A 14536-nucleotide genomic window follows, 5' to 3' on the forward strand; every position below is an offset into this window, starting at 1 on the left:
TCGGCAGGACCGGCAAGACAATCCAGTAGCCGAGCGCAACGACAAAGGCCGAGAAGGGCGCTCAGGACCCATCGCGACGTAGGCAAGCCAGCCCGCATCGACACACTCATGCCTGTGCGCCTCTAGGGTGCTCATGTGCGACCCCCTCGGCCCTCGATGTGGTGGCAGGACGGATGCCCTCAAGCCTCGTCCGCTTGAGCAAAAGCGCATTGACGGCCACAAGCGCAGAACTGCCCGACATTGCCAGCGCCGCAAGCTCGGGGCTCAAAAGGAACGGGTAGAACACGCCTGCCGCGATCGGGAAGGCAATGAGATTGTAGCCCACCGCCCACCACAGGTTCTGGTGCATCTTGCGCAGCGTGGCACGCGAGAGTGTCATCGCACCGACCACATCGTAAGGATCACTCTTCATCAGCACGATATCAGCGCTTTCGATGGCGACGTCGGTGCCCGCACCAATGGCGAACCCCACGTCACTCTGTGTCAGAGCCGGCGCGTCATTGACGCCATCTCCGACCATGCCGACCTTCAGGCCCTGTCCCTGCAGTTCCTTGATCTTTTCGGCCTTCTGGCCCGGCAACACGTCGGCGAGGACAATGTCGATGCCGAGCATGTCCGCGATGCGCTTGGCGGTGCCGGCGTTGTCACCCGTGAGCATGGCCACGCGAACGCCCTGCTCGTGCAGTTTGGCAATCGTTGCGATGGCTGTCGGGCGCGGCGTATCGGCGATCGCGATCAGCCCGAGCAGCTTGCCGGACCGTGCAACATGGATGACGGTGCGGCCTTCGCCCTTGAGCGTCTCGGCCCTGACGCCAAGCGCCAGAAGATCGATCTTCTGCTCTTCCATAAGTCGCCGGTTGCCAAGGAAAACCTTGGCTCTGCCAATGGCGGCGCTGGCACCCTTGCCCTCGATATTGAGGAAGCCCGAGACCTTGGGAAGCTTCATACCCTTGGCCTGCTCGCCGATGGCAACGGCAAGCGGGTGATCCGACCCTTGATCCACGGCAGCTGCGACCTGCAGAACCTCGTCGGGCGAAACGCCGGCAGCCGGGACGATTTCGACGACCTTGGGCTGCCCCATGGTGAGCGTGCCGGTCTTGTCGAAGACGATTACGTTGAGCTTGGTCGCCTCCTCGAGAGCGGCTGCATTCTTGAAGAGGATCCCGTTTGTAGCGCCAAGGCCAGTGCCGACCATGACGGCCATGGGCGTGGCGAGGCCGAGCGCATCGGGACAGGCGATGACGAAGACGGTTATGGTCAAGGTCATCGCGAACAGCAGAGGCTGGCCGAGCCACCAGAACCAGACGGCGAAGGTCGCAAGGCCGATGAGGATCGCGGCGAGCACCAGCCATTGCGAGGCGCGATCGGCCAGCAGTTGCGCCGGCGCCTTCGAATTCTGGGCCTCCTGGACCAGCTTGACGATCTGGGCCAGGGCCGTGTCGGCGCCGACCTTGGTAGAGCGGTAGCGCAGCGTCCCGCTCTTGTTGATCGTGGCGCCGATGACCTTGTCCCCGACCTTCTTGGTCACCGGCATCGACTCTCCGGTCAGCATCGATTCATCGATCGTCGAGGTGCCTTCGATCACCTCGCCGTCGACCGGAAGCTTGTTGCCAGGCCGGAGGACTACTATGTCGCCGAGCACGACCTCGGCGGTTGCAACCTCGACCTCCTTGCCCTCGCGGAAGATGGAGGCCTTGGGTGGAGCAAGGTCGAGCAGGGCCCTGATCGCGGCCGAGGCCCCGGCGCGGGCACGCATCTCGAGCCAGTGGCCAAGCAGGATGAACACGAGCAGCACGCTCGCGGCCTCGTAGAACTGCTGCCCCTCGAAGAAGAAAGTCGCGCCGACGCTGAACAGGTAACCAGTGCCGACGCTCAGCACCACCAACACGGCCATGTTGAGGACGCGGTTGCGCAGGGCACGCCAGGCGGCAACCAGGAAAGGCCAGACGGGATAGAGGATCGCGGCGCTGGCGAGGAAGAACATCGCAAGGTCTTCGCTGAGGCCGAAGGGCGGACGCAGCCAGGGCTCGCCCAGGCCCATCGGCTCCATGGCGAAAATCGGCAGCGCGAAGACCAAGCTGATGAAGAACCGGTTGCGCATGTCCTTGACCATGCCCTGCATGTCCATGCCGGCGCCGTGTCCCATCTCATGGGCCATGGCGTCGTGCGGCATCTTGGCCGCAGCCGTCCTGAGGCCCGCTGCACTTGGTTCGATCATGGTGGCGTGCCCCGCATGATCATGCCCGGCCTGCCCGGACGTCCCCCGCGGATGCCCGGGCGGAATGGTCGTGCTATCGGGAATGCACAGATGCCGCGGCACGGACTCGCCACGGCAATGGAAGCCGCAGGCCTCGATGTCCCTGGCAAGGGCCCCGGGGCTCGTCCGTCCTTCGTCGAATTCGACGGTCGCGGTCGTAGACCCCGCGTTCATGGCAACACCGGCGACGCCTGGCAGAGCCGCCAGACGTTTTTCGACCGCTGCGAAATCCATCATGCCGACAAGGTCGCGCACTTCCAGATTGACCTTTTTCATCGTCGTTCTCCGTGCCGGCATTCGCGCTGCTGCGTGCCTCAGCTTCGATAGGCAAAGGTCGACATCATGCCGCTCGCCATGTGGTAGAGGTGGTGACAATGGAATGCCCATTTGCCGGGATTGCCGGCGTCCACGGCAATGGTGACCGAGCGCATCGGCGGCACCAGCACGGTGTCGCGAACTGCGCCCTGAAAGCGCTGCCCATCAATCGCGACCACCTGGAAATGATGGCCGTGAAGATGCATCGGGTGGGCCATCATGGTGTCGTTGCGCAGCGTGACCTCGACGCGATCGCCCCTGTCCACGAGAAGCGGAGCGTTGGTTTCGAGGCCCCAGCGATAGGCAGCCATATCGCCGGTCAGCGCCATTTCGAACGTCTTTTCGGCAGAGCGTGATGCAAGCGGCGACATTGCCCGAAGCTGCGCCTCGAGCGCCAGGTCGAGAACCGGAGCATCGACATCAGCCGCCGGCCCGATCTTGGCCACCGCCGCTCCCGCCGGACGCAGGACAATTCCCGTCTGCTCCTTGCTTCCCTCGCGCAGCGCCAGGATCGGAAAGGAGTTGAGTTCGCGCGGCAACTGCAGGCGCACGTCGATGCGCTGTCCCATTGTCATCGGAAACCGCCGGCCCCTGACCGGCTCGACAGGCTGACCGTCGACCGCGATCAAGTCGCCTTCAAGCTCGCCGAGGTCCATCGTGAAAGCGGTCGCCGTGGCGCCATTGATGATCCGCACCCGCACGCGTCCGCCTCGTTCGACCTCCACGATCTCGGGATCGTTCAGGGACCGGTCATTGGCCAGATAGGCGTCATAATCGATGTCGTTGATATCGGTCGCCATGCCGCCATCGTTCATCCCTGCCATGGTGTTGCCGGCGCCACCCGACATGGCCATGCCGTCCATCGGCATGGAACCGCCAGTATTCTTACTCTGCAGCCGGGCCAGCAGTTCCTCCGGCGATGAGAACGAGAAATCGTGAAGCAGGATGACGACCTCCTGCTCATCCCTCGCATCGTCCTTGGGATCGGTGACGATGAGCGGAGCAGCAAGCAGCAGCTGTTCCTGCAGGGTGTGGGCGTGCATCCAGAAGGTGCCGGGCTCGCCGACCGGAAAATCGAAACTGCGATCGGCTCGAGCGCCAATGAGCGGCAGTGGCGCGTCGGCGACGCCGTCGCTCGGCCACGGCGTCGTCAACCCATGCCAATGTATGATTGTCGGCTCGGGAGTCTCGTTTCGAAGCAGGACATTGAAGCCATCGCCGGCGCGAAAGCGCAGGCCGGGCGCACCCTCGGCCCCTCGCAAGCCAAAGACACTTGCGGCCTTGCCATTCACCTCGATCGTGCGGCGTGAGATGCCAAGCATCTGGCCTTCTGACTGGCTGGCGGAGGCTGCAGCGAGCAACGATGATGGGATCGCAAAAGCTGCGGCGCCTGCAACTGCGCCCTTCAGGATATCTCGACGTTTCATAATCGTTCCTTCGTTTTCGAGTTCAGATTTTTCTTGCTTGGTTCAGCACGCAAGGACAGGGCTATCGACCCCCGCGCTTCAAGGCGCACGGCGCTCGCCGGCCGAACTGAACAGCCTGGTCACATGCGGAAAAAAGGCGGGCACACGGGCGGCGTATCGGTCGTATGCATCGCCGAACTCCTTTCTCGCTTCCCGCTCCTCGATGAAGGAAAGCCGGACATACATGCCGACGAGAATGGGAAACATCGCCAGCGTCAGCAGCGTCGGCCACTGCACGAGGAATCCCGCCATGACGAGGACGAAGCCGACATATTGCGGATGCCGGATGGAGGCATATGGGCCGCCCGTTGCGAGGCGATTGTGATGCTGCGCGTCGTAAAGCACTCGCCACGCGGTCGAGATCAGCATGAAACCGCCGCCGATCAGGAAGAAGCTGAAAACGTGGAAGGGCCCGAAATGCGGATTGAGCCGCCAGCCGAACATCATCTCCGGGAGGTGACCCGCATCATGCGAGAACCAGTCGATGCCTAGGTATCGTGACTGCAGCCAGCCCGAGAGCAGGTAAATCGTCAACGGAAATCCATACATCTCGGCAAACAACGCCACCAGGAAGGCGCTGAATGCTCCGAAGGAGCGCCAGTCACGGCCGGTTCGCGGCTTGAAGAAGCTGAATGCGAATAGAACGAAGACCGCCGAATTGATTATAACCAGGACCCAGAGGCCATAGGCGGGAGATTGCTCGACCATCGTCATGTTCCTTTATGGTGGGTAATGCCGTCTTGCGCGCCCGGCTCGGGTTCCTTGCGCCTGGCATGGCCGCCGTGGCCGCGGTGGCCGCCATGCATGGACATGTGAAGCAGAGGACAGGCGAGCAGCAGCAGAAAGGGAAGGACACCGAAGGTATGAGCTCGGTGCTCAGTGAGCAGGAAAAACGCGGCGATCAGCAGAAAGGCGATCGTGACCAGGCCGGCCTTCGAAGTCCAACAACCACCAGCCTCGGCCTTCGGTTCTGGTTGGGACCCGGTCGGCGGATCCGACATGCGGTGAACGTTGTTGGTATTCATGGGATGGGTTCCTTTATTTGTGTCCGATTGTCATTGCGGGAGCTTTCGAGCCCAAACGCGACGAGGCTTACGGCCCAGACCAGCGCGCAGGCGAACAGGGGCCACCTGAAGTCGGAGCCGATCGTGAAGTTGACCACCGACATCAAGCCGATGGATAACGCTCCTCCGACCAGAGCGCCGGCCACCGCGACCGGATGGCGCGCCCGGAACGCAGTGATTGCCAGCGCAACCAGGAGAACGCCGGTGGCCAAGGCGTAGCCGCCGAGCACCCGGAAAACCTGCGTGAGCCACACAGCAAGACGCGGGCCGATGGCTTCGAGTTCGGCCGCCGAGAGGTGCATGTAGCGGACGTCCTCGGGCAGCAGGGGTGGCCTGAGGGCGATGAAATACAATCCGATCCCGGCGATGATTATTCCCGCCAGAGCAAGAGTGACGGACGACGTCGTCCATGGATTGACTGTGGCTTTCATGGGCTGAACCTTGACTTGCCTACCGGCGCCCGGTTGCGACGACATTGTAGATCGACGCGTAAACGACACCCGCCGGCAGCCCGACGATGCCAAAGCCGACGACGCCGTAGAGAACGCGGCCCAGCTTCATCGGCGCCGCGGATCTGACCGCGCTGAGGTCGAGCCCGTGCATGAAGGCGCCGAAGAAATCGAGTGTTGCATCCGGCCAGATGACGAAGGCCAAAGCACAGAACATGCTTATCAGGGCCGACGTCACGCCCAGCGCAATGCCGACGGACAGGACGCTGAGTTTGTCCGTGTCTTCCTCCTGTCACTTTGCGTGTTGCTTGAGCCATTCCTGCATTGCGGCGATCTCGGCCTGCTGAGCCGTGATGATCTGATTGGCCCAAACCTTGACCTGATCATCCTTGCCGAATCGCAGGACCGCCCGGGCCATGTCGATCGCGCCCTGGTGGTGCGGAATCATCGCCTGGACGAAGGCGACATCGGGATCGCCAGCCTGGACGGCCTGCATCATCGGCCCGTCCATTCGCTTCATCGCGTCCATATAGTTTCTAGAGGCTTCGGACATGGTGGCAGTGTCCATCGGCATGTTCGTCATGCCCTGCATCATGCCGCCCTGGCCGCCCTGCATCATGCCGCCCTGTCCGCCTTGCATTCCGCCGCCCTGCATCATCGGCATCATTTGCTGCATCACGGGAATCATTTGCTGCATCATCGGCATCATCTTTTGCATCGTGGACATCATCGCCGTGCACTGCTCGGGCAATCCGCCCGGCATCGCCTGTGCGGCCGGAGCCGCTGTCGTGGCTTGCGGCGCATCGGCCGCCGGATGGTGCGGGTCGGTCTGGGCAAATGCCGCGCCGGAAAGAGTTGTCAATGCTGCAAACGTGATCAATCGAAGGTGAGTTTTCATGACAGTTTCCTTGTCGTTGGTGTGAAGCGACAGGCGAGCCCTGAAATGGGCGCGGAGGCAGCCCAGATCGCGGCTGCCGGTTATGTTTCGCGGATCGTTCGCGCGCTATGCGCCTTGACGGGCACTGCTGGATTCAACAGCCCCAAGCACCGCGACGGCGCGATATCAGGCGAAGGTCTGGGGTGGTTGCAGGAGCGCCTCGGGGTCGATGCCCGTTGGCAGGAATGCCTTGCCCGCCATAAACCGGGCGGCAACCGGCGCATCATGAAGAATGTCGCATTCGCCGGCGAAAATGCTTGCAGCACAACAGCCAGAGCCGGGCGAATGCACGCAATCCAGGCAGCCCTCACATGAGGCGCGATGCTTGTCCTGGTCTGTGAAAGCGTGGTTACCCATCAACTTGTGCAAGGCGCTCGTCGAGAGCGTCGCATCGTCAGTTGTGACGCCGCCATCGGCCCCAATTGCAGAAGCGGCAGCGGCACCGCCCGCGATCAGGAGGATCACGGCCAGCCATAACCGAAGCTGAGCCAACGCGATTTTCATGCATTCAGTCTAGCCCAATTGTGCGCCGCCACTTTGATGCAAATCAATGCCGCGGCTCTGGGAGAGTGCCTAGTTTCAGCGAGCCTCTTTTCCCAGCTCTTCCATGGGGAATGAACTGGAGCTGAAACTATGTCGGCAAAGCCGCGTTCCACCGAGACTCCCGTCAGGATAGAATCGCCGGCCGACTTTCGTATTCGCCCATGTGCGCGAACGCGTTGGTATCCATTCGCTAGGGTTCGATGAGCACGGGTGTCGCGAACCGGCGGCATTCCCAATCGGCAACGAGAGACAGGCATGACCCAGCACAAGGCAATACCGATCCCCACCAGCCGGTTGTCCGAACACGAACTGAGTGACATCGACGCCTATTGGCGCGCCGCCAACTATTTGACGATCGGGCAGATTTACCTGCTCGACAATCCGCTGCTGCGCGAGCCCTTGCAGTTGGAGCACGTCAAGCCGCGCCTGCTCGGGCACTGGGGAACGTCTCCGGGCCTGAGCTTCATCTATACCCATCTCAACCGCGCCATACGGCTCCGGAACGCGAACGTCATCTATGTCTGCGGTCCCGGCCATGGCGGCCCGGCCATGGTGGCAAACACCTATCTGGAGGGCACCTACAGCGAGCTCAATCCCGACATTTCGATGGACGAGCAGGGAATGCGCAGGCTGTTCCGGCAGTTCTCCTTTCCAGGCGGGATTCCTAGCCACGCCGCTCCCGACGTGCCGGGTTCGATCCACGAAGGAGGCGAGCTGGGCTACGCATTATCCCATGCCTATGGTGCTGCCTTCGACAATCCTGATCTCGTCGTGGCCTGTGTCGTCGGCGACGGCGAGGCGGAGACCGGGCCGCTTGCCACCGCATGGCATTCGAACAAGTTTCTCAACCCGGCACGCGATGGTGCGGTGCTACCGATTCTGCATTTGAACGGCTACAAGATCGCCAATCCCACCATCCTGGGCCGCATTCCCGAAGAAGAATTGCGAGCGCTGTTCGTTGGCTATGGCTATGAACCGCTGTTCGTCGAGGGGCATGATCCGGTGTTGATGCATGAGCTGATGGCGACCACGCTCGACGATGCGCTCGACCGCATCCAGGCGATCCAGCGCGCGGCGCGTGATGGTTCCGCGGTATCGGCCTTGAGACCGAAATGGCCGATGATCGTGCTGCGAAGCCCCAAGGGCTGGACCGGCCCGAAGGAGGTCGACGGGCTGAAGACGGAAGGATTCTGGCGCTCGCACCAAGTCCCTTTATCCGGCCTCGCGGAAAACCCGGCGCATCTGAAGCTGCTTGAGGAGTGGCTGAGAAGCTATCGGCCTGAGGAACTGTTCGATGATGCCGGCGTCGCCATCGCATCGATCCGCGCCACCACGCCCCAGGCCACGCGGCGCATGGGATCCAACCCGCACGCCAATGGCGGCCTGCTGCGCCGGTCGCTCGATCTGCCCGCGCTACGCGACCATGCTGTTGCGGTCGAACAGCCAGGTGCGGTGAAAGCGGAGTCGACGCGGGCCATGGGCAAGTTCTTGCGTGCCGTCATGCAGTTGAATGAGGCGGCAAAGAACTTCCGCATCGTTGGTCCCGACGAGACCGCCTCGAACCGGCTTCAGGACCTATTCGAAGTCACCGAGCGCGCCTGGATGGAAAAGATCCTGCCCGAAGACGTTCATCTCGGCCGCGACGGCAGGGTTCTGGAAATCCTCTCCGAGCATACCTGCCAGGGCTGGCTTGAAGGCTACCTGCTGTCCGGGCGGCACGGTCTGTTTTCCTGCTACGAGGCGTTCATCCATATCGTCGATTCCATGTTCAACCAGCATGCGAAATGGCTGGATGCCTCCCGACACATTCCGTGGCGGCGGCCGGTCGCATCCCTGAACTACCTGCTGTCGAGCCATGTCTGGCATCAGGAACACAATGGCTTCAGCCACCAGGATCCAGGCTTCATCGACGTTGCCCTCAACAAGAAGGCCGACATTGTGCGCGTCTACCTGCCGCCGGACGCCAACACCTTGCTTTGCGTGACCGATCACGTGCTGCAGACATGGAATCGCATCAACATCATCGTCGCTGGCAAGCCGCCATCGTGGCAGTGGCTGTCGATGGACAAGGCCATCGTCCATTGCAAGACAGGGATCGGCATCTGGGACTGGGCATCGACCGAGAATGGCGAAGAGCCGAACGTGGTCATGGCGTGCGCCGGCGACGTTCCGACACTTGAAACGCTTGCAGCCGTGCAGATCCTCCGGCATCACGTCCCCGAGCTCAGGATCAGGGTGGTCAACGTCGTCGACCTGATGACACTGCAGCCCAAGGAGCATCATCCGCACGGGCTGCCAGATCGCGATTTCGACGCATTGTTCACCGCCGGCAAACCCGTCATCTTCGCCTATCATGGTTATCCCTGGGCCATTCATCGCCTGACCTATCGGCGCACCAACCACGACAACATCCACGTGCGCGGCTATAACGAGGAGGGCACGACGACGACGCCCTTCGACATGACCGTTCTGAACCGCCTCGATCGGTTCCATCTCGTCAAAAGCGTGCTTGAACGGGTCCCGGAACTCAAGAGCGTTCAAGTCGGTCTCAAGCAGGCGATGGACGGCAAGCTGCTTGAACATCGAGCCTATATTCGCGCCAATGGGCAGGATATGCCGGAGATACTTGATTGGAAGTGGGATCAGGACCTGGATGTGACGCAGATCCGCCCGGCTTGAGCCGATGCCACGTCTTCAGCGAACTGCGGTGACAGCCCATCGGACGGCCCCATGACTGACGCTATCCTCATCCTGAACGGCGGTTCCTCCAGCCTGAAATTCGCTGTCTTCGAGGAACGCGATGGCCTCCCCGTGCTTCTGCGCGGCCACATCGCCTCGCTTGGCGGACATCCGCAGCTGCATGCCGAGGCCGCAGGCGACAGACCGGAGATCTTGAAGAGCCTGGGCGAGAGACCGATCGACATCGGCGAAGCATTCACTTCCGTCGTCTCCCTCCTTGCCGATCGCGATCTCCTGCGCCGCATAGACAGGGTGGGGCATAGGATCGTTCATGGCGGCCGCGACTTCACGCAAGCGACGCTTCTGGATGCGCCCGCGCTCGACGCGCTCGCCCGGCTCGAGCCGTTGGCGCCGATCCATCAGCGGATCAATCTCGAAATTGTGGCGCTGGCTACCGACCTCCTCCCGCAAGCCATGCAGGTCGGATGCTTCGACACAGCGTTTCATTCGACCCGACCGAGCGTTGCGAAGATCTACGGCATTCCACGTGCGATGACCGAGGCGGGTATCGTTTCCTACGGCTTTCACGGCTTGTCCTACAGCCACATCGCTTCGCGGCTGCGCGACCGCTATGGCGCCGGCGCCGGCGGCCGGGCAATCGTTGCCCATCTCGGCAGCGGCGCCAGCGTGTGCGCCATGGACGCCGGACGAAGCATTGCGACGACAATGGGGTTTTCGACGCTGGATGGCCTGATCATGAGCACGCGTTGCGGCGCGCTCGACCCGGGGATCATCCTGCATCTCCTGCAGGACTGGAAGCTGCCGACCGACGAGCTGGTCACGCTTCTCTATGAGCAGTCCGGCCTGCTCGGCATGTCTGGTATATCCGGAGATATGCGGACGCTCATCGGCTCGGACGATCCTGCCGCCGCCGAGGCCGTCGATCTATTCGTCTATCGCATCGGGCGCGAGATCGGATCGCTGGCCGCTGCCCTTGGAGGTCTTGATACGGTGGTGTTTACCGCCGGCATCGGTGAAAACGCGCCATCGATCCGGGAAAAGATCGGAGTTGCTGCCGGCTGGCTTGGCGTCGGTATCGATCATGACCAGAACCGAAGAGGCGAGGAGATCATCAGCCTTGCCAATTCACACGTCGAGGTTCTTGTAATCCCTACCGATGAAGAGAGAGCCGTTGCCAGCCAGCTGCGCTCTGCGCCTTCGCCGAGGCGGGCAAGACCCAGCTTTGCCCTGCCATCGCAGAGGAGACTCTGACATGCTTCCAGTCTCCGGCGTGTCGGAAGCCGCCATGTCCCCGTCGGCGCGACGCAATCGCAACTGCTTCTGCATCACGCTCGACCGAACAGCGCTTTGGGCAGCGCTGAACCATGAGGCCGGCGATCCCGGCTTCTGCGAAACCTTCATGGCGTCGAGGCCGCATCTGTTTTCCAACGTTCCGGTCTTCCTCGCCGCGTCAGCTCTCGATGAGATGCAAGCAATCGTCGTCGCCATTGAGGCAACAGCTAACCTACAGGGTTACCGCGATACCGTCCTCTCCTGGGCCCCGGAAATCGCCCAACGGGATTTTGGACCCGTTGGCGCTCTGATGGGCTACGATTTCCACCTCGACGATGATGGTCCCAAGCTGATCGAGGTGAACACAAACGCCGGCGGGGCTTTCCTCAATGCCTTGCTGGCCAGGGCACAGAAGGCCTGCTGCTCTGAAGTTGACCGGGCGCTGATTGGCGCCAGGGACGATCACTTCGAAACCAATGTCATCGCGATGTTCGAGAACGAATGGCGCCGCCAGCGCGGAGCCGGCTCGCCGCGAACGATTGCGATCGTCGACGATCAGCCTGGGGAGCAGTATCTCTATCCTGAATTCGTGCCAGCCCGGCAGCTATTGCTGAAGCACGGCATAGACGCGATGATCGGGGACGCGAACGAGCTGACATATGATGGCGGCAGGCTTCGGCTCGACGGACAGGAGATTGACCTCGTCTACAATCGCCTGGTCGATTTCACACTCGATCGCCCGGAACATGCCGCACTCAGAGTGGCTTACCAGGACGGCGCCGTGGTGCTCACTCCCAATCCGCACAACCACGCGCTCTTTGCAAGCAAGCGCAATCTGACATTGCTGTCCGATCCGGCGGCGCTGGAAGCGTTCGGCCTTCCTCCGGAGATGCGCTCGCGGCTCGCCGGCGTTCCGCGGACCACACTAGTCACGCCCGACAATTCGGATGCCGCCTGGCAATCCCGCAAGGATATGTTCTTCAAGCCGCTCTCAGGCCATGGCAGCAAGGCGGTCTACCGCGGCGACAAGGTGACAAAAGGGGTGTGGGCCGAGATCGCCCGGGGCGGCTATGTGGCCCAGGCATTTGCTGCGCCGGGGAAGCGTGTGATCGAAATCGATGGCGCACCCGCGCCGCGTAAGATGGACGTGCGGCTTTATACTTACGATGGCCAGGTGCTGCTCGCCGCCGCACGCCTCTATCAAGGCCAGACCACCAATTTCCGGACACCCGGCGGCGGCTTTGCTCCGATCTTAGTTATCTGCGATAAGAGCTAAGGCAAAGCCGCCCACAGATGACAGAGGATTGAACTCTCCAGCAAGGCTGCTCGGGACGCGCGGCCATTGCGTACGGGACTGGGCGCCGTTGGATCGAACATGGCGACCCCGCTCGACGTCGCGGCTCAAGGCTGCCCGGGGGTAGTGAGGAGCGACCCGAGGAATTTTCGTCGATCTCCGCAGGGAAACCCATTCGCCGCTCACGTTCAACGACTCTGTCTTGGAACGACACCGCGATTTCATACCGAGCGGCGACACCGGTGAGCCGTCCTGAGTTGTGTGCGTCAAGTTCTGCAAAATGGCGTGGCATTGCGTGACGTCGGCGTGTCCGCCGCGCAGCCCCCGTGTTTAGCGGAGCGGCATTGGGCTTGCCGATATTGTGGAGATGAAGCAGGAGTGGACCTACCGGACCGACATTAAGGCGCCATTGCCGGCGCCGGATTGAGCACACCGTCGTTGGGTCACCGCTCCGCAGCACACGCCAGATGTCAGGAGGGCCGTATGCTGAAAGCGAGCGCGTTTTGCGACCAGCCGGCAACCGTGCGGAACAGCTTCAAGTCGTAGGGCTGTAACGAGGCCTGTTGCTCGTCTGTTTTCAGACGACGGGGCACGGGCGTTGCTGGGTGATTGGCGAACCACTCCATTCATATCCCCGCGGCCGCTGTTCGCCGCGCCTCGGCGACCAACGCGGCAATTTCTCTGCGCTGCTCGACGGCCTCGCAAGTGAACTGACCGTGCCTATAACGGCCATGGGCCTTGAGGGACATCGGCACCACTCAAACGAATGGCAACTATCTGTCTGAATGCGATTAGGGTCCATTCGCAGAGACCCACGCATCCGTCGCGTGGGGGGACACAGTAACTTCCCCTTTAAAGGCGTCGAGATGCCACGAAAACCGAAAAGTCAGTTCCTTAGACCTAAAGATCGAGCGATCTGCCAGCGGGTTGTCGACCAGATAGCCGCCGACGCCAAATCGTACAGCACGTCGGTAGACAGCCAGATTCTAGCCTCGACCACGCTGTCTCTCTTTCAATCCGGGGTCGTCAATGAAGTGAATTTGCTGGCACATGTTCGCGCGCGCCTCCATGACTTCACGAAGCAGACCGGCACTGCTTCGCAGCACTCACCACCTTAATTCCCCGGTAGCCCTCCCCCGCTGTTTCCTCGCTGTATTATCAGCGGGGAGGCATCGCCGACGAGCGGCCGAAAATTTGGATAAGCCCCCTAGGCCGAACCCTCAAAAGGTTCAAAAGCCTAAGATTGGGCCCGTCCCCTTTCCCATCTCAGACGGAAGTGTCTGCCCTTGAGCATCAGGACATCCGGATCATTTTCCTCGTCTTCATCGGGTTCGTAAGCGGCCGGCGCCTCCAGCAGGTCGACTCGCCGGAGGTCTGTCCCGCCCATCTGCCAGGGCAAATGCGGCGTTTGCCAACATGCAACACAGTCAGCCGAAAACAACGACTTGCAACCCATTCGGTAACACAGTGAATTGCACGACTTATTGATTTCGGCCTATTGCGAACGCTCGACTGCACACGTTGGCGCGTCACTCGCCCCTGGCCTGAAAAAATTCGGCCGACGGCAGAAGGAAGATGCTCGGCCAAGATGGCGATTATATATTCGACAGTGGGGGGTTAGAAAATGAGTGCTGCTGAGTTCATCGACAAGGTTCTAACCCCGCTTGGAGGCGGGCTTGGCGTCCTGCTGGCTTGTCGGTTTTCACCGCGACTTCGTGCACAGGTTAAGCCGGGGCGGGAGTATGTGGCGGCAGCAATCGTTGTGCTGATCCTGGGAGCCATCAAATGGCTCTTTTAGGAGTGGCCGTTTCCTAAGCCGTCGCTGATTGAAACCTGCAAGCCAACGGCGTTGAGCCGCTGGGCTATCTCGCCGATGTCCTCGCACTGCGCCATTTCCACGAGATCGACCTGCACGAGGGCAACCCTTACGGCTTCACCGCAAGCTTCAATCCGACAATAGCAGCCGCCGACGGCCGGCCATGCGGTTGGGTATCGCCGGACCATGTCGGCATCAATCAGGGGCCGATCACTCTGATGATAGAGAACTACCGCTCGGGCTTCCTGTGGCGCCTGATGCGCTGCGTGCCGGCGATCATCGCCGGACTGCACCGAGCCGGTTTTTCGGGCGGTTGCCTATAACAAGTCGAGATGACAAAGCTCCCCGACTGACCGGGACTCTTGACTGCTAGCGCATGCCGCATTTGCTGCAAACGTCGACTCAGCGGCGCATTGCAACATA

The 14536-nt window shown here is 61.6% G+C and carries 12 protein-coding genes; 4 read left to right on the forward strand and 8 right to left on the reverse strand.

The window, feature by feature from the left end; translation table 11 throughout:
* Positions 1 to 106: 106 nt before the first annotated feature.
* The 8 genes from NKI25_RS25960 to NKI25_RS25995 all read right to left on the reverse strand — a co-directional run bounded on the left by NKI25_RS25960 (position 107) and on the right by NKI25_RS25995 (position 6992).
* Positions 107 to 2533, reverse strand: coding sequence for a heavy metal translocating P-type ATPase (locus NKI25_RS25960; RefSeq protein ID WP_352999735.1), 2427 nt, complete (start codon positions 2531 to 2533; stop codon positions 107 to 109).
* A 38-nt stretch (positions 2534 to 2571) separates the two neighbouring features.
* Positions 2572 to 3999, reverse strand: a complete 1428-nt coding sequence (locus NKI25_RS25965) for a multicopper oxidase family protein (protein ID WP_352708044.1) — start codon at positions 3997 to 3999, stop codon at positions 2572 to 2574.
* A gap of 78 nt (positions 4000 to 4077) precedes the next feature.
* A complete protein-coding gene (locus NKI25_RS25970) occupies positions 4078 to 4746 on the reverse strand; it encodes a methyltransferase family protein (RefSeq protein WP_352623715.1) in 669 nt (222 codons plus the stop codon).
* Between the two features lie 2 nt (positions 4747 to 4748).
* On the reverse strand, positions 4749 to 5063 hold the full coding sequence (locus tag NKI25_RS25975; protein ID WP_352642943.1) for a DUF2933 domain-containing protein: 315 nt from the start codon (positions 5061 to 5063) through the stop codon (positions 4749 to 4751).
* Positions 5060 to 5578, reverse strand: a complete 519-nt coding sequence (locus tag NKI25_RS25980) for a hypothetical protein (RefSeq protein WP_352784663.1) — start codon at positions 5576 to 5578, stop codon at positions 5060 to 5062. The genes NKI25_RS25975 and NKI25_RS25980 overlap by 4 nt, the downstream gene beginning before the upstream one ends.
* Positions 5553 to 5768: a DUF5676 family membrane protein gene (locus tag NKI25_RS25985; protein ID WP_352784661.1), complete on the reverse strand. Its 216-nt coding sequence runs from the start codon at positions 5766 to 5768 to the stop codon at positions 5553 to 5555. The genes NKI25_RS25980 and NKI25_RS25985 overlap by 26 nt, the downstream gene beginning before the upstream one ends.
* A gap of 75 nt (positions 5769 to 5843) precedes the next feature.
* A complete protein-coding gene (copM, locus tag NKI25_RS25990; RefSeq protein WP_352999737.1) occupies positions 5844 to 6431 on the reverse strand; it encodes a CopM family metallochaperone in 588 nt (195 codons plus the stop codon).
* A 183-nt stretch (positions 6432 to 6614) separates the two neighbouring features.
* Positions 6615 to 6992, reverse strand: a complete 378-nt coding sequence (locus tag NKI25_RS25995) for a hypothetical protein (protein WP_352642947.1) — start codon at positions 6990 to 6992, stop codon at positions 6615 to 6617.
* 294 nt (positions 6993 to 7286) lie between these two features.
* On the opposite strand from NKI25_RS25995, the gene NKI25_RS26000 reads away from it, so the two are divergent.
* The 4 genes from NKI25_RS26000 (at position 7287) to NKI25_RS26015 (ending at position 14436) form a co-directional block, all read left to right on the forward strand.
* Entirely contained in the window at positions 7287 to 9710 is a 2424-nt protein-coding gene (locus NKI25_RS26000) for a phosphoketolase family protein (protein WP_352642949.1), read from the forward strand.
* A 51-nt stretch (positions 9711 to 9761) separates the two neighbouring features.
* Entirely contained in the window at positions 9762 to 10982 is a 1221-nt protein-coding gene (locus NKI25_RS26005; protein ID WP_352623727.1) for an acetate/propionate family kinase, read from the forward strand.
* Position 10983: 1 nt separating this feature from the next.
* Entirely contained in the window at positions 10984 to 12279 is a 1296-nt protein-coding gene (locus tag NKI25_RS26010) for an ATP-grasp domain-containing protein (protein WP_352623729.1), read from the forward strand.
* A 1926-nt stretch (positions 12280 to 14205) separates the two neighbouring features.
* Entirely contained in the window at positions 14206 to 14436 is a 231-nt protein-coding gene (locus NKI25_RS26015; protein ID WP_352623777.1) for a glucoamylase family protein, read from the forward strand.
* The last annotated feature ends 100 nt before the right edge of the window (positions 14437 to 14536 follow it).

This window comes from Mesorhizobium sp. M0808 (genome assembly GCF_040320025.1).
In the GTDB taxonomy this organism is placed as follows: Bacteria; Pseudomonadota; Alphaproteobacteria; order Rhizobiales; family Rhizobiaceae; genus Mesorhizobium.